Annotated in this window: 23 protein-coding genes; 6 read left to right on the plus strand and 17 right to left on the minus strand. The window is 52.9% G+C overall.

Annotated elements, in window-relative coordinates:
- Positions 1-41 precede the first annotated feature (41 nt).
- Positions 42-1,163 carry a L,D-transpeptidase family protein gene (locus CZ787_RS06840; protein ID WP_087107514.1) on the plus strand — a complete coding sequence of 374 codons (1,122 nt, stop codon included), beginning with the start codon at positions 42-44 and terminating at the stop codon, positions 1,161-1,163.
- A gap of 100 nt (positions 1,164-1,263) precedes the next feature.
- Here the strand turns inward: CZ787_RS06840 and CZ787_RS06845 are convergent, their stop codons facing one another.
- The 6 genes from CZ787_RS06845 to CZ787_RS06870 all read right to left on the minus strand — a co-directional run bounded on the left by CZ787_RS06845 (position 1,264) and on the right by CZ787_RS06870 (position 8,902).
- Entirely contained in the window at positions 1,264-1,527 is a 264-nt protein-coding gene (locus tag CZ787_RS06845) for an Lpp/OprI family alanine-zipper lipoprotein (protein ID WP_087107516.1), read from the minus strand.
- 209 nt (positions 1,528-1,736) lie between these two features.
- Positions 1,737-2,366, minus strand: a complete 630-nt coding sequence (locus CZ787_RS06850) for a L,D-transpeptidase family protein (RefSeq protein ID WP_087107518.1) — start codon at positions 2,364-2,366, stop codon at positions 1,737-1,739.
- Positions 2,367-2,524: 158 nt separating this feature from the next.
- The gene (locus tag CZ787_RS06855; RefSeq protein ID WP_087107520.1) at positions 2,525-2,989 is read right to left on the minus strand and encodes a hypothetical protein; all 465 of its coding nucleotides are present in this window, start codon (positions 2,987-2,989) and stop codon (positions 2,525-2,527) included.
- Between the two features lie 92 nt (positions 2,990-3,081).
- On the minus strand, positions 3,082-3,543 hold the full coding sequence (locus CZ787_RS06860) for a DUF6586 family protein (protein ID WP_087107522.1): 462 nt from the start codon (positions 3,541-3,543) through the stop codon (positions 3,082-3,084).
- Complete coding sequence (topA, locus tag CZ787_RS06865) at positions 3,540-6,167, minus strand: type I DNA topoisomerase (protein ID WP_087107525.1); 2,628 nt, start codon at positions 6,165-6,167, stop codon at positions 3,540-3,542. The genes CZ787_RS06860 and topA overlap by 4 nt, the downstream gene beginning before the upstream one ends.
- Before the next feature lie 305 nt (positions 6,168-6,472).
- Positions 6,473-8,902, minus strand: a complete 2,430-nt coding sequence (locus CZ787_RS06870; RefSeq protein ID WP_087107527.1) for a DUF3141 domain-containing protein — start codon at positions 8,900-8,902, stop codon at positions 6,473-6,475.
- Between the two features lie 237 nt (positions 8,903-9,139).
- Between CZ787_RS06870 and CZ787_RS06875 the strand changes: the two genes are divergently transcribed.
- Complete coding sequence (locus tag CZ787_RS06875) at positions 9,140-10,126, plus strand: LysR family transcriptional regulator (protein ID WP_087107529.1); 987 nt, start codon at positions 9,140-9,142, stop codon at positions 10,124-10,126.
- Positions 10,127-10,293: 167 nt separating this feature from the next.
- Positions 10,294-11,346: a lipoyl synthase gene (gene lipA, locus CZ787_RS06880; RefSeq protein WP_087107531.1), complete on the plus strand. Its 1,053-nt coding sequence runs from the start codon at positions 10,294-10,296 to the stop codon at positions 11,344-11,346.
- A 124-nt stretch (positions 11,347-11,470) separates the two neighbouring features.
- Here the strand turns inward: lipA and lipB are convergent, their stop codons facing one another.
- From lipB to CZ787_RS06935, 11 genes are all read right to left on the minus strand, one after another.
- Positions 11,471-12,121, minus strand: a complete 651-nt coding sequence (lipB, locus tag CZ787_RS06885) for a lipoyl(octanoyl) transferase LipB (protein WP_087107534.1) — start codon at positions 12,119-12,121, stop codon at positions 11,471-11,473.
- On the minus strand, positions 12,122-12,433 hold the full coding sequence (locus CZ787_RS06890) for a YbeD family protein (protein ID WP_087107536.1): 312 nt from the start codon (positions 12,431-12,433) through the stop codon (positions 12,122-12,124).
- 55 nt (positions 12,434-12,488) lie between these two features.
- On the minus strand, positions 12,489-13,688 hold the full coding sequence (locus tag CZ787_RS06895) for a D-alanyl-D-alanine carboxypeptidase family protein (RefSeq protein ID WP_087107538.1): 1,200 nt from the start codon (positions 13,686-13,688) through the stop codon (positions 12,489-12,491).
- A 59-nt stretch (positions 13,689-13,747) separates the two neighbouring features.
- Positions 13,748-14,746: a septal ring lytic transglycosylase RlpA family protein gene (locus CZ787_RS06900; protein WP_087107540.1), complete on the minus strand. Its 999-nt coding sequence runs from the start codon at positions 14,744-14,746 to the stop codon at positions 13,748-13,750.
- Positions 14,743-15,711: a lytic murein transglycosylase B gene (gene mltB, locus CZ787_RS06905; protein WP_176372179.1), complete on the minus strand. Its 969-nt coding sequence runs from the start codon at positions 15,709-15,711 to the stop codon at positions 14,743-14,745. The genes CZ787_RS06900 and mltB overlap by 4 nt, the downstream gene beginning before the upstream one ends.
- 103 nt (positions 15,712-15,814) lie before the next feature.
- The gene (gene rodA / locus CZ787_RS06910) at positions 15,815-16,975 is read right to left on the minus strand and encodes a rod shape-determining protein RodA (protein ID WP_087107542.1); all 1,161 of its coding nucleotides are present in this window, start codon (positions 16,973-16,975) and stop codon (positions 15,815-15,817) included.
- A gap of 3 nt (positions 16,976-16,978) precedes the next feature.
- Entirely contained in the window at positions 16,979-18,886 is a 1,908-nt protein-coding gene (gene mrdA / locus CZ787_RS06915; protein WP_087107544.1) for a penicillin-binding protein 2, read from the minus strand.
- Between the two features lie 70 nt (positions 18,887-18,956).
- On the minus strand, positions 18,957-19,424 hold the full coding sequence (gene rlmH / locus CZ787_RS06920) for a 23S rRNA (pseudouridine(1915)-N(3))-methyltransferase RlmH (protein WP_087107546.1): 468 nt from the start codon (positions 19,422-19,424) through the stop codon (positions 18,957-18,959).
- A complete protein-coding gene (rsfS, locus tag CZ787_RS06925; RefSeq protein WP_087107548.1) occupies positions 19,421-19,807 on the minus strand; it encodes a ribosome silencing factor in 387 nt (128 codons plus the stop codon). The genes rlmH and rsfS overlap by 4 nt, the downstream gene beginning before the upstream one ends.
- Before the next feature lie 78 nt (positions 19,808-19,885).
- Entirely contained in the window at positions 19,886-20,545 is a 660-nt protein-coding gene (gene nadD, locus CZ787_RS06930) for a nicotinate-nucleotide adenylyltransferase (RefSeq protein WP_087107550.1), read from the minus strand.
- Positions 20,546-20,591: 46 nt separating this feature from the next.
- The gene (locus CZ787_RS06935) at positions 20,592-21,899 is read right to left on the minus strand and encodes a glutamate-5-semialdehyde dehydrogenase (protein ID WP_087107552.1); all 1,308 of its coding nucleotides are present in this window, start codon (positions 21,897-21,899) and stop codon (positions 20,592-20,594) included.
- 198 nt (positions 21,900-22,097) lie between these two features.
- Between CZ787_RS06935 and CZ787_RS06940 the strand changes: the two genes are divergently transcribed.
- Genes CZ787_RS06940 through CZ787_RS06950 form a run of 3 tightly spaced genes read left to right on the plus strand, consistent with a single transcriptional unit; the run spans position 22,098 to position 25,295 of the window.
- Entirely contained in the window at positions 22,098-22,946 is an 849-nt protein-coding gene (locus tag CZ787_RS06940) for a hypothetical protein (protein ID WP_087107554.1), read from the plus strand.
- Positions 22,943-23,869, plus strand: a complete 927-nt coding sequence (locus CZ787_RS06945; RefSeq protein WP_087107556.1) for a diguanylate cyclase domain-containing protein — start codon at positions 22,943-22,945, stop codon at positions 23,867-23,869. The genes CZ787_RS06940 and CZ787_RS06945 overlap by 4 nt, the downstream gene beginning before the upstream one ends.
- Before the next feature lie 28 nt (positions 23,870-23,897).
- Entirely contained in the window at positions 23,898-25,295 is a 1,398-nt protein-coding gene (locus CZ787_RS06950; protein WP_087107558.1) for a bifunctional DedA family/phosphatase PAP2 family protein, read from the plus strand.
- Positions 25,296-25,299: the final 4 nt, after the last annotated feature.

A 25,299-nucleotide genomic window follows, 5' to 3' on the forward strand; every position in this document is an offset into this window, starting at 1 on the left:
TTTACGCGTACTAGCAGTGCACTAACTTATTAGGAAAGACCATGAACATTCGTCACAAATTCAACCTTTGGGGTCCTACCAGCCTGGCAGTATTGTTGGCAGCCTCCCTTACTGGCCCTGCTTATGCGCAAACCGCATCTGAACAAGCAGAAAATGCGCCCGCGATCGCCGATGAATCCGTGGCAAGCGCTGAGCAGATTACCGACGCGCGTGAACTACCCCGCGGGCATTTTCGACTCCCTGACCAAGGCGACATTATCGGTGAGTCGTATACCATCACGGTTGATGACCCTGCTGAGACTCTCATTGATATCGCTCGTCGTCATAATATCGGTTACGAAGAAATCCGCATGGCCAACCCCGGTGTCAGCATGTGGGTGCCTGGCGAAGGGACGGAAATCGTTATTCCAGCCCAATATATTTTACCGCCCGCACCACGTGAAGGGGTTGTTGTTAACCTTTCGGAGCTGCGTCTGTATTACTACCCTGCCAACAACCCGGGCATCGTTGAAACGTATCCGGTGAGTGTGGGCCGTGAAGAGTTTGCAACCCCCGTTGGCATTACACGCACGACCATTAAGGTAAAAGATCCGGCGTGGGCCCCTCCTGCCTCCATGCGTCGTGAAGCGGCCGCTCGCGGCGAGCCTGCTCCCTCCGTAGTGCCTGCTGGGCCGAACAACCCTTTGGGCGAACATGCCATCCTGCTTGCTATGCCGAGCTACCTGATTCATGGCACCAACCGCCCTGATGGCGTTGGCATGCGCGCCAGCCGCGGCTGCATTCGTATGTACCCTGAAGACATTAAGTCACTCTACGAGCGCCTGCCAAGCGGTACGCAAGTAAACTTGATGGATGCGCCTTTTAAAGCTGGCTGGGCAGCTGATGGCACGCTGTTCGTGCAGTCCTACCCGCAGCTTGAAGAGAACGTGGGTGACTTTGAACCGCTCCTGGATGCCATTGATCGCGTTGATGCGCTAACTGAAGACCAGGTAGCTGTCGACTATGCAAAAGTAAAAAGCGCCGTAGAATCACCTAACGGCCGTTTTGTAGCCCTTTATGGCCCTCAGGCACAGCCAACCGTAGAAGAGGAGCCTGCCAGCCGTAACAGCCTGCTTGAGGAGGTAGAACTTAGCCACCGACAAATGACTGAAGAAGATGCTTAACCTAAAATAGACAAGCAATAAAAAAACCCCGCCGAGGCGGGGTTTTTTTACATCTTCAGCAACCGCTGAGTCAAACATCAACCCAGTGGTCCAAGCAGAATTACTTCTGCATGGAGCGCTGGAACATGCGGTTCATTTCTTCACGGTTTTGCTCAGTCATCTGCAGTGCAGCATTCGCGTCACGCTGTGCCTGGTTTGCAGTGTTCAGAGCTTGTGAAGCCATGCTGCGTGCTTCTGCGGCATCAGCCTGTGCAGATTCAGCAGTCATGCGAACTTCTTCCAGAGCGCTGGTAGAAGCACAGCCAGCCAGGATTGCCAGAGAAGCGGCAGCGGCGGTCATTTTCAGAGTCGTTTTCAAAGTCATAATGTTCTCCTTGAGTCTTCCTTGGGTACAACGTTAAGGGTATGACAAACCTAGGCTAATTGCTTAGCTGCGCTTTGTCTACCTGCGGTGCAGGTTCTTTTCAGTGACTTGTGCATGAGCACGCTAGTCAAACGCTGTTTTATAATAGACCACAACGCTTGTCTATAGCCACTTGTAGAAAACCTCTTACTTCCTTCAACAACATAAGACTAGCCGATCACGACGCGAGTGCCAATATCAACAAGCTGCACAACTCGCTCAATTTGCTCATTTGTTACCGCCACGCACCCTTGAGTCCAGTGGTAACGGCTATGAACATCAGGGTCTGCACTGCCGATACCATGAACACCAATGGCTCCACCCAGCGCCGTATTTTGCGGAGGATGGCCATATCGGCGGTAATAGTCGAAATAGGCTTCATAATCGCGTTGCGAGTATATGCCATTTTCTAACGCCATCCGCGCATGGGCCGGCGTAGGATAATCGATACCAATAAAGATATGCCATCGACTTTCGTAATTAAAACGATTAATACGAAATTCGCCCAGCGGCGTAACGTTATCCCCCATTACCCGCTGCGTTTTTGCACCTGAGCGACCCAGCGAAACCGGGCTAAAAAGCTCAACCAGCGTATCGCCACGATACACGCTAAGCGTAGATTCTTGATCATTTATCAATAACCATACTTCGTTGCTGTAGCGGGGCAAATGAGCCCGAGACAGTAACGTCTCAACCAGGTCTATCGGCTGTGAGTTTAGCGTAGCATTTGACGTAGCAGCGCTGGCCACTACTGGCCAGCCAAGCGCCAGCGCTAAAAAGCGGCGACGGTTTAAAGGCATAGGTTAGCTCTCAAAAACAGGTTAGCTCAGCACTGGCCAACTAAGCATTTCTTGAAGGTGTTATACCTTATATACACCGCGTCTGTCAGCGATTTTGAGAACAATTTAACCATGTGGACACGCCAAGCCCTGCCAATGAAACGCTATTCAACGCAGCGCTAAATATCGTCAAACTTTTGCATACTGCTGACAAGCTTACGAATTTCTGCTTCGTGCCCCTCTGCCAGCGCATTAAAAAACTCTGCTTCTGGCGGTATAGCAGCTCTGGAAGCGCGATGCTCATAGAGTTCTTGAAGCTTTCGATTGGACTCAACAGCCATGCGCGCTATTTCATCGACTGAATTCCATTCAGACTTTTCCGTAAAGCGCTCAAGCTCAGGTGGCTGGGGAAACTCACTTGACTCATCAAACCAGGTCTCCAACACGTCTCTATGGTCATAACCATCATGAAACAAGTCATCAAGCCCTTTCTGCATCCGAAGCTCTCGGCTAGCTAGATAAGTCAGCACCATGCTCAAACGCTCATTATCTGTCCTATCAGCCGCTTCGCTGTACTGACGAGCCATACGCTCGTGAAAACCTTCAGCCCATACGACTAAGTCCTTGACCTGGTTGTAGCGCATCCGCGTCTCCTTTTCAGTCGTTCTATCATCTCGGCAACATTATGCTGCTGTATGAGCGTAGCCGGTCAGGATAGATTCGTCATGAGGCATGCTTACCACTCCTGGCTTGTCTCCCTTAGAGCGGCTATTTCCCGCTTTGCATCGCTTACGTAATCAAGCAATTGTTCCCTCAAGCTTTTCTGGCTCCCCATGGCGATCATGGCTGGATTAGTGACGGTGCGCCGTGCAGCCCCGTCGCTGCTGTGCAGCTGCTCTAATTTGAACGCCAGCCAGTTTAGCCAACTACCCGGCTCGCGCCTCACATCACGCAACCGCTGAAGCTCTGCCATGGGCGGACCATCAAGGGCTAATAACTCACGCCAGGCATGGTTTTCCAGACGAGCATGTTCGGTGACCTCTTTAAGCAGCGAACATAACGCCAGTTCAAACAGGGCCAAGGCGCTCTCTTCGAGCGCCATTTGACGAGCGACCGCATGCTCATCCTCACCAACAGGCATACTTACCAGCAGCTCGGCCTGATAGAGCAGTTGATTAGTACGGGAGCGGTCGCTCATTTACGCTTGTCCTCTACGTGCCATTTGCCTGCATCAAACGTTGCTTTCCACCCCGTGGCTTTGCCTTCTTCATCGGTCATCACGTACTGCTCTTTGCTTTTACGCGAAAAACGAATTTGAGCCGGGCGGCCATCCGGGTCTTCGCTGGGCGCTTTGAGAATGAAGTGATACTTCTCAGGCAGCTCGTCAGCATGAGCTTTCAGCTCCTTCACCAACGGCGGACGCGTTTCACGATTTTTGGGGAATTTACTGGCCGCTAAAAACAGGCCGCTTGCCCCATCGCGCAATACGTAGTGATCATCCACTTTCTGACAGGCAAGTTCCGGCATCGGAATCGGGTCCATCTTGGGCGGCGCCACTTCACCACTTTTCAATAGCTTACGAGTGTTTTTACACTCGCTATTGGTACAGCCAAAGTACTTGCCAAACCGGCCGGACTTAAGCTGCATTTCCGAACCGCACTTATCGCATTCGATAACCGGGCCGTCGTAGCCTTTGATCTTGAACTTTCCCTGCTCTATCTCATAACCATCACAGTCAGGGCTATTACCGCAGATATGCAGCTTACGGGTTTCATCAATCAGGTAGTTATCCATTGCCGTGCCGCACTTATCGCACCGATGCTTGGCACGCAAGGCGTTGGTTTCCGCCTCTTCACCGGCATCCGCCGCCACGGCGTCCTCACCCGGGATCAAATCGATCGTGGTTTTGCAGCGCTCCTTGGGCGGCAGGTTATAACCACTACAGCCTAAAAACACCCCGGTAGATGCGGTACGAATCTGCATCTTGCGGCCACACGAGGGACAGTCAATATCGGTTGGCACGGGCTGGTTGGGACGCATCCCGTCATCGCTTTCTGCCTTGGCAAGCTCTTCACGAAACTCGCCATAGAAGGCATCGAGTAGCGCTCGCCAATTGCGTTCACCCTCAGCGACTTCATCCAGGCTATCTTCCATACGTGCGGTAAAAGAGAAGTCCATCAAGTCAGGAAACGACTCTTTCAGGCGCTCGGTAACGATATCCCCCAGTTTCTCGGCATAAAAACGCCGATTTTCCAGCTGCACGTAGCCGCGATCCTGGATTGTCGAAATTATCGAGGCGTAGGTAGAAGGACGACCAATCCCTTGCTTTTCAAGCTCTTTAACCAGGCTTGCCTCGGTATAACGTGCCGGGGGCTTGGTAAAGTGCTGCTGAGGGTCCAGCGTTTCCATCGCCATCGGCGTGCCTTTGGGTAAATCAGGCAGCGTCTGGTCTTCATTTTTACCGCTCGGCTTCATGACCCGTGTATAGCCGTCAAACTTCAGAACACGCCCTTTAGCGCGCAAGTCGTAGCCATCCACTTCAACGCTCAATGTGCTCGACAGATATTCGGCTGGCGTCATCTGGCAGGCGACGAACTGACGCCAGATCAACTCATACAAGCGCTCGGCATCGCGTTCCATCCCAGCCAAATCGGTTGCCTTGCGCTCAACGCTGGATGGGCGAATCGCTTCGTGAGCTTCCTGAGCACTCTCTTTGCTGCTATAGCGATTGGGCGCCTCGGGCAGATAGCGCTCGCCGTATTCGCTGCCAATAAACTCACGTGCACTTTCAACCGCATCTTTCGAGAGGTTGGTGGAGTCGGTACGCATATAGGTAATGTAGCCCGCTTCATACAACCGCTGAGCCATGGTCATGGTTTTCTTGACCGAGAAGCCCAGGCGCCCACTGGCCGCCTGCTGCAACGTAGAGGTAATAAACGGCGCCGTCGGTTTGGAGCTGGTCGGCTTATCTTCACGCGAGGTAATCGCAAGCTTCGCGTTACGCAACGCCGCAATACGCGACATCGTGTCTTGCTCAGACGTCGGCTTGAACGCCTTGCCATCTTGCTTGGCGAGCGCAAAGCGCACCAACTCGCCATCTGGTGAGACTAAATCCGCGTGCACATCCCAAAATTCCTCAGGGATAAACGCGCGAATATCCCGCTCGCGCTCAACAATAAGACGTACTGCAACCGATTGAACGCGGCCAGCGGAGAGGCCACGGGCCACTTTGGCCCACAGCAGCGGCGAGAGCATAAAGCCCACCACACGGTCTAAAAACCGCCGCGCCTGCTGAGCTTCTACACGAGGAATATTGAGCGCACCAGGGGCTTTAAACGCATCCTGGATCGCATTTTTAGTGATTTCGTTAAAGACCACACGCTTATAACGGCTGTCGTCTCCGCCAATGGTTTCCCGCAAGTGCCAGGCAATGGCTTCCCCTTCACGATCCAAATCCGTTGCCAGATAAACGGCATCTGCATTTTCAGCAAGTTTCTTTAGTTCAGCGACTACCTTTTCTTTGCCCGGTAGCACTTCATACTGGGCTTCCCAGCCGTTGTTGGGATCAATACCCATACGCCGAATTAACTGATCGTGGCTCTTGCGCTTTTTATACTCTGCCTTCTCTTCCGCCGACATTTTACGTGTTGCCGCGGCTTGGCGAGCGCGCTCCTTGGGGTCGGAAGCAGCCTTGCCCGAGCCGCTGGTCGGCAGGTCACGAATGTGACCCACGCTCGACTTGACGATGAAATCGTTGCCGAGATACTTATTAATCGTCTTCGCTTTCGCTGGCGACTCGACGATGACCAGTGACTTGCCCATAGTGCTCCACTTTTCTATTGCTTGGGCCGAGAGCCCGCGCTCTGAATACGGTACCGCATGGTTTTGAGTTTGCGGCGTTATTTCACTCGCCGAGACAAACATACGGATGAAAAAATGCGCCTACCCTACCCCAGGCCTTCACTTAGCGCCAGTGTCAACCGAACAGTAGTGAGAAAAGCTTACTTTTTTATACCGAAGTAGCTAGACACTAGACTGACGTTACGAGATCAGCAACCTACTATTTCTTTCATAAGCAGAACGCCCCTACGGTAAAGCAGAGGCGTTTTTTTTCAATCAGAACCCGATTAACGTTTGCGGGGGCCCTTGCCTTGAGTCACTGGCGTGTCGGTCTTTTTGGCCTCACCCGGTGGGTTCTCAACAGCGGTTGCCTTATTGGCTGCCGTTTTTTTGACCGCAGGCTTAGTAGCCGCCGACGCCTTACCCGAAGGTTTTTTATCAGCAGCAGTTGAAGCAGACTTGGCCGGGCGTGCTTTATCAAACAACGCCTTTACCTGCACAAAACGTTCTGCCGCATGTTCAGTAAGCTCACCGCTTGCTGCAAACACCTGCTCCAAGTTTTTAATATAGCCATCAATCGCACTGCTGCTTTTACCGGCCAGTAACTCAGGAAGCGTATTCAGCGCCCTTTCACGATCAAGTTTTAAAATAAAGAATTGCTCGCGCACCAGCCGCTTGAATTCGCAAAGTTCGATGCCTGACTCAAGCTTCGCCCTTGTGGTACGTAACTGCTTGAAGTTGCGCTCATCGGTGGAGGGTGCACCACCCAATACGTAGATTAATGAACGCATAATCGCTTCATGTGCGCCCCCTTGGGCAATGCGCTCACGTAATTCTTCCCGGCGACGCGCCAGGAAGCGACGATGCTCAGGCTCAGCGCCCGGCCTCCGACGGTGTACATGCGCATCACCATAAAGCCCGACAGCCGCCTGTAGCAGTGGCTGGCCATAGACATCCATAAACAGACGCTCTGTACTGCTATCACGCAAATCGCGCCAGGCATTCAAGGCGGCTACGATCTGGTCAGAATGCATCGTCTCTAGCGCTTTAAAGAGATTATCTGGACCAATTTCTTGACGATTCTTGCGTATTGCTTCCGCCATTACCGGCAGGGGTACAGATAAAGGATTGCGGTCCGACAGCAGCTTGTAGCCTAGGCGAATGGGATGCATACGCCGAATAAAGCGCGCCGCCTCTGGCGTCATGACGGCCTGCAGCCAAGGTTGCACATACAGGCGGTACAAGCCTAAATTAATCTCGGAAATTCGGGCAACCGTCGCGAAACGCCGGTCATCGTCCGCATCATGGTGTACTTCGCGATCCAGCTCTTCAAAGTTACGCGGCGTAAATTCCAATAAATAGTCACGCTCATACAGCGCGGCATCGCTACCCTCTGGCGCCTCGGTAACCGAGGTTTCATACAACCCCGGTGGCAGTACGTCGATGTAGTCCATATTGGCGGTAAATTCAGAGTGCTCTTTGCGTGATACGCTGCCGGATACGAAGATCCCCAAATGGCCGGTCGTATCATGCATGCAGTAGACGATGGTTTGATCGTTGGCGATGATATCGTCGGTATCTTCGTATAAATCACGAATCCAGCCCAGCGCCTGAGGGGGCGGGGTAATGTCGTCACCGCGCGAACAGAACACCACCACCGGTGAACGTAGATTACGCAGATCAATCCGCCGTCCGTCACGGGTTACCAGTTGGGCCGTCGACAGCCGGTTACCAACAAATAAATTATCGACGATGTACTGGATTTCTTCGCCACCCAGAACCACGTGCCCGCCCCACCAGCGCTCAAAATCAAGATAACGCTCAGTTTCTGTGTCGATGTTAGCGTACAGGTGGTACTGCTTTTTCCAGTACGTATTGGCAGGATTCAAGCGCTCAAAGTTTTGCACCAGCCAGGCGCCGTCGAATAAGCCGTTACCCATATCGCTGGTGAATGCGGTGATCCAACTCCCCCCCGTCATGCCGCCGGTATAACGCATGGGCGCATTGCCATGCTCCCCCGCCCAGTAAGAAAGCGGCGCCCCCGCGATCAAGATAGGTCCAAAAACGTCCGGCTCAAGTGCGGCCGCCATCATCAACTGCCAACCCGCTTGGCAATTGCCTACCACCATGGGCTTTTCACTGATATCAGGATGTAGCTCAATCACATGACGTAGAAAAGCAACTTCTGCCTCGACAACGTCCTCAACCGTTTGCCCCGGTTCAGGGAAGGGTAAGAAGCCGATAAAGTAGCAAGGGTGCCCTGCTTTTAACGCCACGCCTAACTCACTGTCAGGCTTAAAGCCACCAATACCTGGGCCATGCCCTGCACGCGGGTCAACCACCACGAACGGGCGCTTGCGGGGATCAGTGACGGTATTTTCAGGGGGCAATACACGCAGCAATTCATAGTTGGTAGGCTGGGCAAGCGTACGACCATCAAGCAGCACTTCGGTTTTAAACCCAAGCACACTCGGTTTGGTTTGTTCCATGTGATCCAGGTACTGGTTGCCACGCTCGCGCATTACATCCCAATAGAGCACGCTACGCTCAACGCTATCTCGCCAGTAATCGGCCGCGGCACGCCCAAACCCAAAGGGGTCCATGAAAGAGGACAGCGTCTCACTGCCCGGTAGCAGCGTGGAGGAATCGTTTGACTGCCCCCAAAAGGTACGTGTTAATGAGTTAGCGGTAAGCAAAGGGTTGGCGAGAAAATTCATAGAGTCTCCCTAGGGTGAATGCGCTGACGATCAACCTAAAAACCATGATGCTGCGATGCAATATAGCTTAAGCCACTTCTCAACAGACGTCGATGGGTAGCACCACTGATTTACCGCAAGCGCTGCAAACTAGCGACACGACAGACATAAACAGTGGTAGCATTTTTAGGCAGCGTTAGTATTTCGTAACGCTCGCCGTATTATTCGCCGCCGGAGGGCAATTCTCTTGAGGTTGTTATGTCATCCCCTAAGCTGCTCAATCGCCTAACGTTTCGTCAACTACAAGTCTTCCAGGCAGTATATCGCCAGCGCTCTTACTCACGCGCAGCAGAACAGCTAGGGCTTACCCAACCCGCCGTCAGCGCTCAGATACGCCAACTGGAGCAAGCACTTGGCCAGCCGCTGTTTAAATATGCGGGAAAAACGCTGCATGTGCTGCCTGCCGCCGATACGCTGGCACTATCAACAAGAGAAATCTTTAGTCAGCTCTCCCGGTTGCAGATGAATCTGTCAGACATCAACGGAAAAATTTCCGGGGAACTCAACCTGGCCGCCGTGTCATCAGCGCAGTATATCGTGCCGTATATATTGGCTCGCTTTCGCGCAAGCTATCCTGATATTCATGTGCGCTTGAAGGTATGTAACCGCAGCCAGGCGCTTGAGCGCTTGGCCGAACAGCAGGATGACTTGGTGATTATGGCCATGGTGCCCGAGGATGATCGCTTAGTCGTGACACCCATCATCGATAATGAACTGATAGCGGTGGTATGGCCTGACCATCCTTTACTCGCCATGCTGACGCCTACTCTGGCTGATTTTTCCCGCCACTATGTGTTAATGCGCGAACCAGGCTCCGGCGTGCGTAATGCCTTTGAACAGCTTGCTGCTTATCAAAAAGTCGCGCTACCGCACCGTATTGAGCTCGGCACTAACGAAGCTATCAAACAAGGGGTTATGGCGCATTTAGGCGTGGCCGTGCTGCCACGGCTTGCCGTACAGCTAGAACTTGAGCAGGGTCTTTTGTTTGAACTGCCACTACCGGATTTTCCCATCCGCCGAGCATGGTGCACGGTTTATCGCCTTGAGCGCTTTCCCACACCTGTGGCTGAGCTTTTCATGCGGTTTATTCGCAAGCATGTCGCTGAGTATCAACACTACTTTGCAGCACCTCCCAGCCCCTTACCAAGCCACGGTGTTGCCTGTTTGCCCATGCCGGTAAGCTAAGTTGACGGTGTCTTGTTAATCTCCAGATATGTTACATTACACCTACTACCTACGTATTAATTAGTAATCTGTTAATTGGCAACGTATTAATCGGCATGATTGGGGGGCAAGCGCTTACGTTTCTATGATAAGCCTTGCCTGCCGCACAGTAGAGAGGCTCTATTCCTATGAGCAACAACCCCACACAGCGTGTACCCAGCGGCCAGAAATTCCGTAATGAACACGGCACAACGGCGATCAAGGATGGCATGAAGGTGCGCACTGCGCAGGCTGAAGCCCCGTCTCTTGAACGCAAGCCCAAATGGCTGCGCGCTCAAATTCCCGGTGGCGAGCGCTTTGAAGCCGTTAAGCGCAATGTCTCTGAGCATCGTCTAAGCACCGTCTGTGCTGAATCACACTGCCCTAACATGGGCGAGTGTTGGAGCAATGGAACTGCCACCATCATGCTGATGGGGTCTGTGTGTACCCGCGCATGCCGTTTCTGCGCCGTTGATACGGGCAACCCCAAAGGCTGGCTGGATCACGAAGAGCCCGAAAACACCGCCAAGTCCGTCGAATTAATGGGGCTTCGCTATATCGTCCTAACATCGGTTGATCGCGATGATCTGGACGATGGCGGTGCGAACCATTACGCAAGCTGTATCCGTGCTATTAAAGCGCGTACACCAGACGTGGTCGTTGAAGCGCTGACGCCTGATTTCGATGGTGAACAAGCAGCCATTGAGAGCGTTGTGGATTCGGGCCTTGAAGTGTTTGCGCAAAATGTCGAAACCGTTGAACGCCTGACAAGCCGGGTTCGCGACCCCCGTGCAGGCTATCGCAAAACACTCGACGTTTTGGCCTACGCGAAACAGCATCGCCCCGATGTCATTACCAAAACCAGTATTATGCTGGGTCTTGGCGAAACCGATGAGGAGATCCTGCAAACGTTTGATGATCTTCGTGAAATTGGTGTCGATATTGTGACACTCGGCCAGTACCTGCGCCCCACGAAAAACCACCTGCCGGTTGAGCGCTGGGTAAGCCCTGAAGAGTTTGATCGCTACCGTGTGCTAGGGCTTGAAAAAGGCTTTATGGAAGTTCCTTCCGGCCCGTTGGTTCGTTCAAGCTATCGCGCTGACCGAGTGTTCGAAAAGAACAATCTCGGGCTGGCCTCACCGGCAGCGATCCCAGGTCAGGAGTCTGATCCTAATATTATTCCCGCCCTAAACGTAGGCTGAAACAGAATTAAGCACGGTCTTAACCTGAGTAAGTTTAAAACAAGAAGCCGCCGCGAATATTAACTATCGCGGCGGCTTCTTGTTGTTGTGTACTACCATACCTGATCTACGCAAAACACTGCGATTAGCCGATAGCAACCAGCTCTCTGTTCAGCTTTAATGCCAGTGCAGATGCCAGTTGCTGGCCAACGTGATGCTCATTAGGCAAAGCGACAAGATCAGCCAAGCGAGTGACCGCCATACCTGCGTAGCCACAGGGATTGATGCGCTGAAAAGCAGAAAGGTCTCCATCCACATTCAACGCGACGCCGTGGTAACTGGCTCCCCGCCGAATTCGCAAACCCAACGACGCTATTTTGGCCTCGCCCATCGGGCTTTTGACATACACACCCGGTGCATCCGGGCGCGCATGCGCACTGACCCCATAGTCGGCTAATACCGCAATGACTGCATTTTCCAGTGCAGACACCAGATCACGCACGCCTATTTTACTGCGCCGAACATCCAATAGCGGATACAGCACTATCTGCCCAGGGCCATGATACGTTACCTGCCCGCCACGGTCGGTTTGCACCACCGGTATGTTGCCTGGCATCAGTAGATGTTCAGGTTTGCCTGCCTGCCCTTGGGTGAAGACAGCGTCATGCTCTACCAGCCAGAACTGATCCGGCGTCTCACTGTCACGAGAATCCGTCAGGGCGCGCATTGCTTCCCAAACGGGCAGATACGGCCTGCGACCCAAGCAGTGCAGCTCAACAGGTGCAGAACTGCTCACTCACACCACCATATGAACACGGCCAGTGGCTTTTAGCTCTTCAAACAGCTGGCTAATTTGCTGCTCGCTGGTCGCATTAATCGTGATGCGAACGGATTGAAAACGACCGTTTCGACTATCCACCACTTGCAGCGTCGATTCATCAAAATCCGGTGCGTGACGCACCACGATTTGACAAACACAAGCCGTAAAATCCTCAGCAGCATCACCTACTATTTTTAAAGAGTAGTCACAAGGAAAAGTGATCTTGGGGGCTTCTTCTGCCACCGGCTCGCGCAGGTCTCGAAATCCCTTTTTCGTATCCTTAGTCATAACGCGCCTTTTATTGAAGGTAAAAAAGGCCCAGGATGCACCTGAGCCGAATCACTTAGTCAGTGAAGTTCGCAATTAAACCGCTGAAGAAGCGCTGAACCTGATCAAAAAGGCGTTTAAACAGCCCGCCCTCTTCCACATTTTCAAGCGCTACCAATTGGCGCTCGCCAACCATCTCTTCACCCAAGTAGACCTCTAGCGTGCCCACATCATCACCTACCGCAATAGGTGCTTGTAAATCAGAGTGTAGATTAAGACGAGCACGCAGCTCTTCATTACGGTTGCGCGGAAGGGTCATAAACACTTCTTCATCCACCCCCGCACGCAATTCGTTAATGTCACCACCCCAAACACGCGGCGTTGCAAGCACAGCACCACGCTCGTAGAGGTTCATGGTTTCGTAGAAGCGAAAGCCATAGCTTAGAAGCTTCTGAGTTTCCTGCGCGCGCGCTTCATCCGAATTGGTGCCCATCACAACAGAAATAAGCCGCATGCCATCGCGCTCAGCTGACGACACCAGGCAGTAGCCCGCAGCATCTGTCCAACCCGTTTTCAAACCATCTACTGACGGGTCACGCCACAGCAGCCGGTTACGGTTGGGCTGGTCGATGCCACCATAGGAAAAGTGGCGCTGCGAGTAGATCGCATAGTGCTCAGGGTAATCATTGATGATATGGCGTGAAAGTCGCGCCAAGTCATGCGCTGTTGAATAGTGATTATCAGAAGGAAGACCCGTTGCATTTTCAAAGTGGGTATTTTCCATCCCCAGTCGAGTCGCATGCTGGTTCATTAAGTCTGCAAAAGGAGCCTCCCCCCCCGCCAAGTGCTCTGCCATGGCCACGCTGGCATCGTTACCTGACACAATAATAATGCCGTGCAGTAACTCCTCGACGGGGATCTGGTTGCCCACTTCAATAAACATTTTTGAGCCACCAGTCCGCCAGGCGTTTTCACTGACATTGACCAGATCATCCAATGCGATGGTATCGCGATCCAACTCACGTTCAACAAGGTAGGCGGTCATGAGCTTGGTCAAGCTTGCAGGCGCCAAGCGTTCGTCTGAGTTGTGCTCAACCAGAATTCGCCCACTATTGGCATCCATTAAAATCCAGGAACTAGCAGCAAGCTGCGGGGCGGCTGGAATAATCGTTTGCGGCTGAGGTATGACTTGAGCCGCAGCAGGCAACGCAACAGCCGCCATAGCCGCAAACAAACATAATTGGGCAGAGCGGCGGATCGACACGAATACATTCATCACTAACATCTCACTTGCAAGAAAGTGGCGCTAAGCACCAAAGAATATAAAAAAATGAATTATCTCACGATAAAAACTTGAGGAAACCCCGCTTGACGAAGTGCTTCCCGAGCCTGGGTCTCTTGAGCCGGTGTTACTGGCCCCACCTGCACACGATGCACGTTAGCCTCATTCATCACACGAACGCTGTGTGGCAATTCGTTCTTCAATCGCTGACTAAGCTTACGAGCGCTATCAGCACTTTCCAGGGCGGCAATCTGGAGGTAATAACCGCCTGAAACCTCACCCTCAGAGGGGTTATTAGAGGACACAGACGGGGCTGTTTGCGGTACGGCTGCAGGCGCACGCTGCGTAGCGGCTGACGATGCGGGCTCGGCAACGGGCGCATTCGCAACCGGCGCAGCACTCGCGGGCGCCCCGCCGCGCTCAGCTAGCCAACGATCAGGCTCAATGGCCTCGACTTTTACTCGTCCTGTACCATTATCCAATATACCCAACCGGGCGGCGGCTGCGTAAGAAAGATCTATCTCTCTATCGCTATGAAAAGGACCACGGTCGTTAACACGGACAACCACCGACTGCCCGCTGTCCAGGCTGGTAACGCGTGCAAAGGTAGGTAACGGTAGCGAGCGATGCGCCGCCGACATTTTATACATGTCGTAAATCTCGCCATTTGAGGTCGCATAGCCATGAAATTTTTCACCGTACCACGAAGCTAAACCTTGCTTGGCATAGCCAGAAGCATCCGGCATTACATGGTACTTTTCACCCCATACTTCATAGGTTGGACGGTTGCCTCCCGCAGAACGCGGTTCATTACGTGGTACAGCATCCGGCACGGTGGATACATCCGGCGGCGCAACAGGATACGCATCCCCATGCATAGCATAGCGCCCACCTCCACTGGCAGTAGTACTTGCGGCGGGTGCAGCAGCGTCAGGGTGAGTTTGAGATGGCGTAGCAACGCGCTGAGCTTCACGGTTCGCGCAACCGCTTACCAATATTATCAAGGCGATCATACTGCCTACTTGCCAGGTCCTTGGTTGCAACATGTTCATCCTTGTTCCTCAGCCTGCTGTTGAATGGCCTCAGCTAACTCTGTCACTGCCATGGCGTATAAATGACTGTGGTTATAGCGTGTAATAACATAAAAGTTGTTTTCACCCAGCCGATAGCGTAGCTGTCCATCATCCTTCTCAAACACCAAGGGCATCACAAGCAAGGTATCAGTAAGCGCTTCTTGCGGTTCAATCCCTTGCTGGGCTGTCTCGGCCACACTCATGGTCGGCGAAGACGTTTGGTTAAACGTCAGCGCTTGGGGCAACACTTCCGGTCCCGTTGCCTCATGATAAATGGCACCATTGTGCCGCCAGCCATGCTCAGCAAAATAATTCGCGACGCTACCGATGGCATCCACTGGGTTTTCCCATAAATCACGAATGCCGTCATCGTCAAAATCAACGGCATAGGCCTGGTAACTAGTGGGAATAAACTGAGGATATCCCATTGCACCTGCATACGAGCCATAAAGTTCAGCCGGGTCGACCTTTTGCTCATAGGCGATCTGTAAAAAGGCGGCTAGCTCACCTCGGAAAAAATCCCCTCGACTGGGGTGATAAAACGCCAGCGTAGCCAGTGAATCCAGCACGCGATGGCGCCCTTTATGGCGGCCATAGTACGTCTCTACGCCAATAATGGCGGTAATAACATTACCCGGCACGCCATAAACATCTTCCGCACGCGCCAGGGTCTCAGCGTGTGCTTGCATAAAGGCAGCGCCCTCTTCGATACGCTGCTCAGTTAAAAATATATCGCGATACTCGTGCCACTTTAAGCGGCGCTCTACCGCACCTTCCATGGCATCCAGCACCTCTTGAGAATACGCTGCTTGAGAGAAAGCATCGCGTAACCACGCTTCCGGTATGCCTTGGGCGATTAACTCATCTACCAATATCTGGGTGCGTTCATTATGTTGCAGGTCCACCCCTTCCGCCGAGTGCTCCTCAGCGAATACGGCAGGCATCGAGCACGCTATTAGCGCGGCGACAAGGCAACTGCCAGCTTTATTTCGGGCCCTTTTTATCAACTCACCACTCCTTTGAAAACACACCGCCCTGACTGAAATACTAACGTGGCAATAGCCGACGATGGGCATGAATAGACATGAGAATACCGAACCCTGCCAACAAGGTCACGCTAGAGGTGCCGCCATAACTCACCAAGGGCAGCGGCACGCCTACCACGGGTAAAATGCCGCTAACCATTCCCACGTTTACAAACACATAAATGAAAAAGGTGAGAATGATACTGCCGGCAAAAAGACGTCCAAACGTATCCTGTGAAGAAGCCGCCAACCAAATACCGCGACCTACGATCATCAAGTAAAGCGCCAATAAAACCAGCATCCCGATAAGCCCAAACTCTTCACCCAATACGGCAATAATAAAATCAGTATGCCGCTCAGGCAGAAATTCAAGCTGCGACTGCGTGCCCTCCAGCCACCCTTTTCCCCATAGCCCTCCACTACCAATGGCAGTGGTTGACTGGATAATATTCCAACCCGAACCTAGGGGGTCGCTTTCTGGATCAAGAAAGGTTAACACCCGCTGACGCTGGTAATTGTGCATATTCATCCACAAGAGCGGCACACACGCAGCCAACAATGCACCCACAAATCCAATCAAGCGCCAGGAAAGACCCGCGAGCAAAACCACGATGACAGCCGCACTGGCCACCAGTAACGATGTACCCAAGTCCGGCTGAATAGCGGTCAATACAACCGGCACACCAATGATCACCGCGCACACCACAATATCTTTTAATCGCGGTGGAAGCTGGCAACGATTTAAATAGGCAGCCACCATTAACGGAACCGCTAGCTTCATCATCTCTGAGGGCTGAAATCGGATAACGCCAGGGATCTCAAGCCAGCGCTTAGCCCCCATGCCAATATCACCGGCAATTTCCACTGCCAATAACATGATGACCCCTGCACCATAGGCAAAGGGTGCCCAGCGTAAAAACGTGGTCGGTGACAGCTGCGCCAATAATGCCATCACCGCCAGCGCAACGCCAAACCGCATCGCCTGAGCGATTACCGACTCAATACGCTGGCCAGACGCACTATATAAAACCAGTAGGCCGCCCACCATTAAGACCAACAAAAGGCCTAATAGCCAAGGGTCAAGATGGATGCGTTCCCAAATACTTTTACGTCGCGCGATACCGCTATCGGGCGGTCGAACGGGATAACGACGCAATGGGCGGGTAAGCGTCTGCCAAGGCATAGGTCAGTTCCCCTCCACTTGAGCGGTATCTTCTTCCAACACTTCGCGTACATCATCTGCGTCAGGCGCTTCATCTTTTAAAAGCCATGCATCGGTCATGGCGCGCGCCAAATGCGCTGCATGGGTACTGCCGCCGCCCGCATTTTCAACGATAACCGACACGGCAATTTGGGGGGAATCAACCGGCGCAAACGCTACAAACAAGGCGTGATCTCTCAGGCGTTCCTCAAGCTCATCGGCGTTATAGCGCTGGTCCTGACCCAAGGAAAACACCTGAGCCGTTCCCGATTTGCCGCCCATTCGATACTCAAGGCCAACGCCAGTCCGCCGTGCAGTGCCTTCGCTACCGCTGAGCACTTTCTCCATACCGCTAAATACCCGGTCCCACCAGGCATCATTTTCCAACTGAATATCGTCCAGCGTGTCGGGTAAATTTTCAGAAAGCGACGTATCGCCCACCTGGAGCGCTAAGCGGGGTTTTACCCAGTGGCCCCGGTTGGCAAGCGTTGCCGTTGCACTTGCCAGCTGCAACGGCGTTACTTGCCAGTAACCTTGGCCAATACCTACTGACAAGGTTTCGCCGGGATACCACGGCTGGTTAAAACGCTCCCGTTTCCATTCGCGAGACGGCATCAACCCAGTGCTTTCACCCTGAACATCGTAGGCGACTCGTCGCCCGAATCCGAATCCACTCATCCGTTCATGCAGATTATCGATACCTAAATCATGGGCCAATGTGTAGTAGTAAGTATTATTAGACACAGCTAATGAGCGCTCTAAATCCACACGGCCATGCCCCCAGCGCAACCAGTTCCGGTAACGCCGGGAGTCATTAGGCAGTTGATAATAGCCTGGGTCGCTAATCGTGCTGTCTGGGGTAATAACCCCCCCAGCAAGTCCCGCGAGCGCTAAAAAGGGTTTAATGGTCGAACCAGGCGGATAGTGACCACGAATAGAGCGGTTAAAAAGAGGTAAATCCAGGTCGTTCTGCAAGCCGCGATAGGAGGCGACATCGATCCCGGTCACAAACTGATTGCTATCAAACCCAGGCGTCGACACCATGGCCAGAATCTCGCCCGTTGCAGGCGCAATAGCGACGATCGACCCACGCCGCCCATCCATTAACTCGTAGGCAAGCGTTTGTAGCGATTTATCAATCGTCAGCGTTATGTTTTTCCCTGGCACTGGGTCAGTGCGGCCCAACTCTCTTAATACTCGCCCTCGGGCATTGGTTTCGACTTTACGCAGGCCTGCTTCGCCATGAAGCTCCTCTTCATAGAAGCGTTCAATGCCGGTTTTACCAATAAAGTGAGTGCCTGCATATCGGCCGGCATCCAAATTTTGCAGCTCATCAACATTAATACGCCCTACATAGCCCAGCGTATGGGCCATAACGTTTGAATCGGGATAGTAACGTAGCAGTTGGGCTTCGACTTCAACGCCTGGCAGGCGGTGGCGGTTAATCGCGAGCCGCGCAATTTGGGCTTCACTCAGATCGCTCATCAAGAGCGCAGGTTGGAAAGGACGTTGTCGCTGGCGTGAACGTACGTTAAAGGCCTCGATGTCTTCTTCCGGCAGCTCCAGCAATTCCACTAACAGGGCCAGCGTTGCATCAAGATCATCAACACGCTCACGCACCAGCGTCAGGTTATAAGTAGGCCGGTTTTCGGCTAACAGCACACCATTTCGGTCGTAAATTAATCCTCGATTAGGCGGCAATGGCTCAACACGCACGCGGTTTTTTTCTGACCGCGTGGTGTAAATTTCGTGTTGAACAATTTGTAAGTAGCCTAAACGCCCTACCAGAAGACCGGTAAGCGTTACAACAACCAGAACGGCAAGAAGCGTTCTGACACGGAAAATGCGTAACTCTTGCTCAGAATTTTTTAGCGTGTCACGGCGCTGGGGCATGGCAACAGATGACTCTCAAATCAGACGATTGACGCAACACAGCCAACAAATACCACCACCTTTTGAGCCGTTAACGGTGGTAGGGGTGACCAACTAATAACGTCCAGGCGCGATAAAGCTGCTCGGCCAGCATGATACGAACTAACGGGTGCGGCAGCGTTAACGGTGACAATGACCACGCTTTATCGGCTATCGCAGAGAGGGAAGGTTCAAGACCATCAGGCCCGCCTACCAGCAATACGATATCGCGGCCCTCCATACGCCAGCCATCCGCTTCCTGGGCCAGCTGTTCGGTTGTCCAGGGTTTGCCTTTTACTTCCAGTGCAACCACATACTCATCACCGCGCAATTTATCGCGAATGCGTTGAGCTTCTTGAGCACGCGCTTTGGCAATATCCGCATTTTTACCGCGCTGACCAAGCGGAATTTCTTCTATTTCAAGACTGAAATCCCGAGGGAGCCGTTTACGGTAGGTTTCAATGCCCTCTTCAACCCAAGCAGGCATTTTAGTACCTACCGCCAACAGCCTTATCCTCATGACATCGTGGCTCGCTCTTCAAAAAGTGCGCGCGCCTCATCCGCCATGCTTGCGTCGCTAGGCAGGTCTGCCCAGAGACGTTCAAGGTCATAAAGTACACGGGCTTCCGGCATCATGACATGAACAACAATGTCACCCAGGTCGACCAATACCCAATCAGCATTATCACCGCCTTCAACACCGCGCGGCGCAAGACCGGCTGCCTTGGCTTTTTCTACGACGTTTTGCGCTAGTGCCGCAACATGCCGGGTAGATGTACCGCTAGCAATCAACATAAGGTCGGTGACCTCAGTTAAGCTGGAAACGTCCAGTTGAGTGATATCGCGTGCTTTAAGGTCTTCTAACGCATCAAGCGCTAGGCTTTTCAGTGTATCGATGTGCATGACTCCTGCAGATAACCTCGTGTGGTATTCGGCTAACAAAACGGGCCATTGTAACGGCTTCTTCCGTGACTACCAGCGCTATTCAACATCCTGGTAAAAGCCTTTATGTAAAATGGCCTCTTCAACCGCTTCCGGGAGCAAATAACGAACGCTTTTCCCCTCACGAAGCCGCTGACGAATATAGGTCGCTGAAATTGCCATCATCGAAGGGAGCGACAGCAGTAAAACGCCACCATTTGGGCGCTGCATCAGCGCGTCCACGCCTTCGACTTCACGCTGCCCTACCAGTTCCCTTAATTCATCAGACCAGGACGCTTGATAACCAGGCCTTGCCATCACCACCAAGTGAGCGAGGGAAAACAACGTGTCGACCTGCTGCCACTGAGGAAGGCGTAAAAAGGCATCAAACCCAATCACCATTACTAAACGTGCCTGCTCGCCATATTCAGCCCTCAGTTCAGCAAGCGTATCAACGCTGTAGGATGGCCCTTCGCGGCGCAGCTCACGGCTATCAGCGTAAAGTCCAGGCGTAGTGCCAATCCCGGCTTGTAACAACGCCATTCGTTGCTCTGCCGATACTTGTGGCGCACCACGTAAAGGTGGCTTTGGCGCCGGTATCATATGAAGCTGGTCAAGGCCCAGCGCTTCTCGCACTTCCAGGGCGCTGCGCAAATGGCCATGATGAATAGGGTCAAATGTCCCTCCCAGCATGCCTGCTTTTATGGGTACTGAATTCATATCGGCCTACAACTCATAGCGCTGCAAAACTCATATCGTACACGCCTTATTGGCGAACCTGGCCATCGCCGAATACAACGTATTTACGCGTGGTAAGGCCTTCCAGCCCCACCGGCCCTCGCGCATGCAGTTTATCGGTCGAAATACCAATTTCAGCACCTAACCCATACTCGAACCCATCGGCAAAACGAGTTGAAGCATTCACAATCACAGAGCTTGAGTCCACCTCAGCCATAAAACGGCGCGCCAGGGAGTAGTCCTGAGTCACAATGGCGTCGGTATGGTGCGAGCCATAGCGCTCAATATGCGCAATCGCCTCTTCCACGCCATCCACTATTTTGATCGCTAACACGGGGGCAAGATATTCGGCATACCAATCATCCTCGGATGCCGCCAAGGCCTGAGGAAGCAGCGCTTGAGTGCGTTCACAGCCTCGTAGCTCAACCTCATGTCCTGCGTAAGCCCGCGCCAGCTCTGGCAGCAGCAAATCAGCAATCGGTGCATCTACCAGAAGTGTTTCCATGGTATTGCAGGTGCCGTAGCGATGCGTTTTAGCATTGACCGCGATAGCCATGGCTTTTGCGGGATCCGCCGTGGTATCGATATAAACGTGACAAACGCCATCAAGGTGCTTGATAACGGGCACTTTAGCGTCACGCGAAATTCGCTCAATGAGCGATTTCCCACCACGCGGGATAATGACATCCACGTAATCAGGCATGCTAATTAATGCGCCGACGGCGGCACGGTCGGTAGTCGCCACCACCTGAACACAGTTAGCAGGCAGCCCCACATCGACCAGTCCTTGCGTAATGCATTCGCCAATGGTCTGATTGGACGCGCTCGCCTCTGACCCGCCGCGTAAAATGCAGGCATTGCCCGATTTTAAGCACAAACTGGCCGCTTCAAGCGTTACATTGGGGCGTGATTCGTAAATGATGCCAATGACACCTAAAGGCACGCGCATTTTGCCTACCTGGATGCCGCTTGGTCGGTAGCTCATATCGTCTATCTCACCCACCGGATCAGGTAAGCCGGCCACTTGACGCAGCCCTTCAATCATCGCATCAAAGCGGGCGTCATCAAGCGCCAAGCGGTCAAGTAGCGCACTATCCAGACCATTTTCCTTACCGCGCTGCATATCCTGAGCGTTGGCGTCTAAAATACGCGCGCGAGCAGTCATCAACTGCTGCGCTATTGATTCAAGGGCACGATTTTTGATGCCGGTATCGGCACGACGTAGCTCGCTTGCGGCTGAACGCGCTGCCTTTCCAAGCGCCTGCATGTATGCGGGAACATCACCGGCGGTGAGTTGCTGTTGAGCCTCATCTTGTAAGGGCGTTGAAACGCTCATGCTGTCTCCCTTTATCATCATGCACGCCGCCATCATTTTATCTGGTCAAGCGCGTCGTAATTGTGTCCAGTAGTAGGCAATATATTACGCTACTTAAACGTTATAATGAGCATTTTAAGTTTCACATTTGGTCCTGTCACCGCTGATTAGACGACGGGGAACGTACATGGAGTTCGTGAAGGTGAATAGTAAGCCACCATGCAAAGCAAATACAAAATTCACTTGCTTAGAGCCAATTTACTCGCCGCAGCGGCTGCACTAGCGTTCTGGACGTTGGGCGCACAGCCCATAGCTATCCTACTGCTTTGGCTATCCGTCGGTTGGCTTTGCATTACGGCGCTGCTTCTGGACTTTAGTCATCGTCATTCCAGAGGGCTGCCCTGGCAAGTGCTGCCGGGCTTATTACTACTGGGGTTGATTGCCAGCGCGCCAGAGCAACATGACATGTTGATCTGGGCGTGGGCGGCTATTTTCATGCTGCCTCAGGCACGCTGGGTCCTTGCGCTTAATGCCATGGCCGCATTACTTAGCGGCGCCTTAATAGCGCCACAATTACCTATTCCGGCCGGGGGGTTAATACTGCTGCTGTTGGGCATATTGTGCTTACTGGCGGTTTCTAGCGCACGCCAATTGGTTGATATGAATGGGGCTATCGGCCAGCGTTTACGCCTTATCCCAAAGGTTAACCTTTGGGCTGGCGAACAGTTGCTGCGCGATCTTCCCCGTGAACAAACCCGTTCTGAGCGCGAGGTTATCTACGCAGAGCTATTTATATTGCAGGTTAAGCGGCGCCAGCTTTGGCCGACCGCAAAAAAGCTTTGTGAGCTAACCTACTCCTTTGAGAACACCTATCGCCTGAATAGCACAACGCTTGCCGCCTTGATGCTTTCTCGCTCACCACAAGAAGCCACACGCCGTCGCAAGCAGCTCCAGGCAGCGCTCCCTGAAAATGTTGTTAGCCATCATGAGCCGCTAATAGATATTGAGCCCTCAACCTTAACGCTTGAACACCTCTGCAATACCCCCAAGGCGCAGGGTTCTTCATGAACAGCTATCCATTCTCCAAGCAGCTAATGACAATCACTTACATTACTAGCCTAGCAGTAATGATGGGGTACACGTTGTGGCTTTATAAAATGGGCAGCTACCGAAGCTTATGGGTACCCGCGTTTGTTACCCTGGTGCTATTAGCGGCCCTGCTGATGCATTTAGGGCAGGGATTAAAGGGGTACATATCTCAAGTACTGCTGGTAGGCAGCACCTACCTGACGGTATTAAGCACGCTTTCTATCTCTAACGTATCAGTCATCTGGCTTGGCCTGCCCATCACCTCTGCTTTTATACTCTTACCCCTTTGGCTTGCCTTGGTGCTGACGGGGTTGCTTGGCCCCCTTGTCTGGTTGTTTATCTCTCACCCGACACCTGAGCCCCCCTTCTATCTCGGCTATGTTATTTTGCTTTTACTGCTGGCCCTCCCTCGGTGGGAGCATGCTCGCCGCCGCGCATTACTACAGGCCACCGACCCCTATGACTGTCACTGTCGCGCCTACAACTACGAAACGTTAAAAGAGCGCTTAAACAACGAATTTCAGCGTGCTGCCATGCTTAACAAGCGCTTAGCGGTACTGGTAATTCACCTGCCACAGCTGGATATGGCCGAAGAGCAGTTCGGCTCTCGAGCAAAAATCGCGCTACTTGATACACTGTGTAGCGAAGTGATAGGTCGCTGCCGTGATCATGACATATTGGGACGCGCTGGCGAGGCCACCTTCTGGCTGGTGCTGCCCGACACCAGCGAAAGCGGTGCGCTGCTGGTTCGTGAGCGGCTACAGCATGCACTTTCCCAATGTGTATTGGTTGAAACCGGTCATCTTGAAGCCCGTATTGCAGCTTGTTTGCCTCATAAAGAGAGCTTCGAGCGCTATATACAACGCCTGCACGCCCGTGCTCATGCGCTGGCAAACGGATGACAGCGTATCGCCCTCCCAGGAGTCCCTCGTGTCTTTAGTCGAAACCTTTCAACAGCTCTCGCTCTCTCCTTTCATGCTTCTTCTGCTGATGCTACTCATTTCGCTTGCAGAATCGTTAGCATTAGTGGGCTTGTTGGTACCCGGCGTGGTGCTGATTACGGCAGTGGCCTCTCTGGCGGGGCATGAGTCTATCGGGCTAGTGTGGTTAATAATGGCCGCCTTTTTAGGCGCGGTGATCGGCGACGGCATTAGTTTCAGGCTTGGTTATCGCCACCATGCACAAATCACTCAACGCTGGCCACTTTCCCTACATCCAGAATGGCTAGGCAGAGGCTCCCGTTTTTTTGATCGGTACGGCCTTTACTCGGTCTTTATTGGCCGTTTTGTTGGCCCGGTTAGACCCGTCATTCCGCTCATAGCGGGCATGATGCGGATGCCACCCCGTAATTTTTTATGGGCAAATATCACATCTGCCGCGCTGTGGGCACCTGCCTATGTACTGCCAGGCTATTTGCTCGGACGAACATGGCAAGAACACCTTGATTTCCCCCCGGGCATCGAAACAGCGTTGATCATAATAGCCGCCTGCGTGGTGGTACTCGCGGTAGTGTTTTCCTGGGGGCGAGCACAGGTGGGCCGTCATGGGCGCCTCTACCTTGCCACCGCCCGTTTAGCGCGTCGTATTCCGTTTATGCGCAGACCCTGGCTTGTCATGAGCCAATCTGGCGAAGTTCCTCTCGCTTCGCTGCTGCTATTTATTATTGCCTTAACCTGCCTTTCGGGTTGGACGCTGCTGGTTGTGCATCACAATGGTCCATTGACGCTCGACCTCTATATCCAACGGCTCTTTAGCTGGCTTCAAAACGATACCCTTATCGCTATAGGTGCCGTATTCGCCAAGATTGGCGACAAATTGGGCATTGCCGTCCTTTTGCTGCCGTGGGCACTATGGATGATCCTTTATAGAAGATGGGATGCCTTGCTGCATTGGGGAGCGGCAGTGGGAGGCGTAGCGCTTCTTAACACGCTGGGTAAAGCCATTTTCGGACGTGCTCGACCTGATACTCCCGATTACCTGACCGGCTCGCTCTCTTATCCTAGCGCCCATACGTCAACATCGGTTGTCGTATTGGGCCTGGCCGCCGCGTTTATTGCCTCAGAGCTACCTCTCCAAAAACGTATCTGGATCTACTGGGTGGCGATTGCTTTGGCGGTGCCGATGGCACTATCACGGCTCGTTATAGGCGTGCACTGGTTTAGTGACCTGGTCGGCGGCGCTCTGCTTGGGCTGATGATCTGTGCGCTGGTTCGTTTAAGCTGGCAGCGCTATCCTCGAAAGCCATTAACTCCCTGCTCTTGGCTGCTATTGGGGTCGGCCTCGCTGGTATTAATCAGCCTTCGCGTGGCTTTCTTTCCACCAATGTAGGCGG

The organism is Halomonas citrativorans, assembly GCF_900163645.1.
Taxonomy (GTDB): domain Bacteria; phylum Pseudomonadota; class Gammaproteobacteria; order Pseudomonadales; family Halomonadaceae; genus Vreelandella; species Vreelandella citrativorans.

Bases quoted from the DNA above. Each gene is read 5' to 3' on its own strand.
- CZ787_RS06840 (WP_087107514.1), top strand. From the start codon at position 42: ATGAACATTCGTCACAAATTCAACCTTTGGGGTCCTACCAGCCTGGCA.
- CZ787_RS06845 (WP_087107516.1), bottom strand. From the start codon at position 1,527: ATGACTTTGAAAACGACTCTGAAAATGACCGCCGCTGCCGCTTCTCTG.
- CZ787_RS06850 (WP_087107518.1), bottom strand. From the start codon at position 2,366: ATGCCTTTAAACCGTCGCCGCTTTTTAGCGCTGGCGCTTGGCTGGCCA.
- CZ787_RS06855 (WP_087107520.1), bottom strand. From the start codon at position 2,989: ATGCGCTACAACCAGGTCAAGGACTTAGTCGTATGGGCTGAAGGTTTT.
- CZ787_RS06860 (WP_087107522.1), bottom strand. From the start codon at position 3,543: ATGAGCGACCGCTCCCGTACTAATCAACTGCTCTATCAGGCCGAGCTG.
- topA (WP_087107525.1), bottom strand. From the start codon at position 6,167: ATGGGCAAGTCACTGGTCATCGTCGAGTCGCCAGCGAAAGCGAAGACG.
- CZ787_RS06870 (WP_087107527.1), bottom strand. From the start codon at position 8,902: ATGAATTTTCTCGCCAACCCTTTGCTTACCGCTAACTCATTAACACGT.
- CZ787_RS06875 (WP_087107529.1), top strand. From the start codon at position 9,140: ATGTCATCCCCTAAGCTGCTCAATCGCCTAACGTTTCGTCAACTACAA.
- lipA (WP_087107531.1), top strand. From the start codon at position 10,294: ATGAGCAACAACCCCACACAGCGTGTACCCAGCGGCCAGAAATTCCGT.
- CZ787_RS06890 (WP_087107536.1), bottom strand. From the start codon at position 12,433: ATGACTAAGGATACGAAAAAGGGATTTCGAGACCTGCGCGAGCCGGTG.
- CZ787_RS06895 (WP_087107538.1), bottom strand. From the start codon at position 13,688: ATGAATGTATTCGTGTCGATCCGCCGCTCTGCCCAATTATGTTTGTTT.
- CZ787_RS06900 (WP_087107540.1), bottom strand. From the start codon at position 14,746: ATGAACATGTTGCAACCAAGGACCTGGCAAGTAGGCAGTATGATCGCC.
- mltB (WP_176372179.1), bottom strand. From the start codon at position 15,711: ATGCCTGCCGTATTCGCTGAGGAGCACTCGGCGGAAGGGGTGGACCTG.
- rodA (WP_087107542.1), bottom strand. From the start codon at position 16,975: ATGCCTTGGCAGACGCTTACCCGCCCATTGCGTCGTTATCCCGTTCGA.
- mrdA (WP_087107544.1), bottom strand. From the start codon at position 18,886: ATGCCCCAGCGCCGTGACACGCTAAAAAATTCTGAGCAAGAGTTACGC.
- rlmH (WP_087107546.1), bottom strand. From the start codon at position 19,424: ATGAGGATAAGGCTGTTGGCGGTAGGTACTAAAATGCCTGCTTGGGTT.
- rsfS (WP_087107548.1), bottom strand. From the start codon at position 19,807: ATGCACATCGATACACTGAAAAGCCTAGCGCTTGATGCGTTAGAAGAC.
- nadD (WP_087107550.1), bottom strand. From the start codon at position 20,545: ATGAATTCAGTACCCATAAAAGCAGGCATGCTGGGAGGGACATTTGAC.
- CZ787_RS06935 (WP_087107552.1), bottom strand. From the start codon at position 21,899: ATGAGCGTTTCAACGCCCTTACAAGATGAGGCTCAACAGCAACTCACC.
- CZ787_RS06940 (WP_087107554.1), top strand. From the start codon at position 22,098: ATGCAAAGCAAATACAAAATTCACTTGCTTAGAGCCAATTTACTCGCC.
- CZ787_RS06945 (WP_087107556.1), top strand. From the start codon at position 22,943: ATGAACAGCTATCCATTCTCCAAGCAGCTAATGACAATCACTTACATT.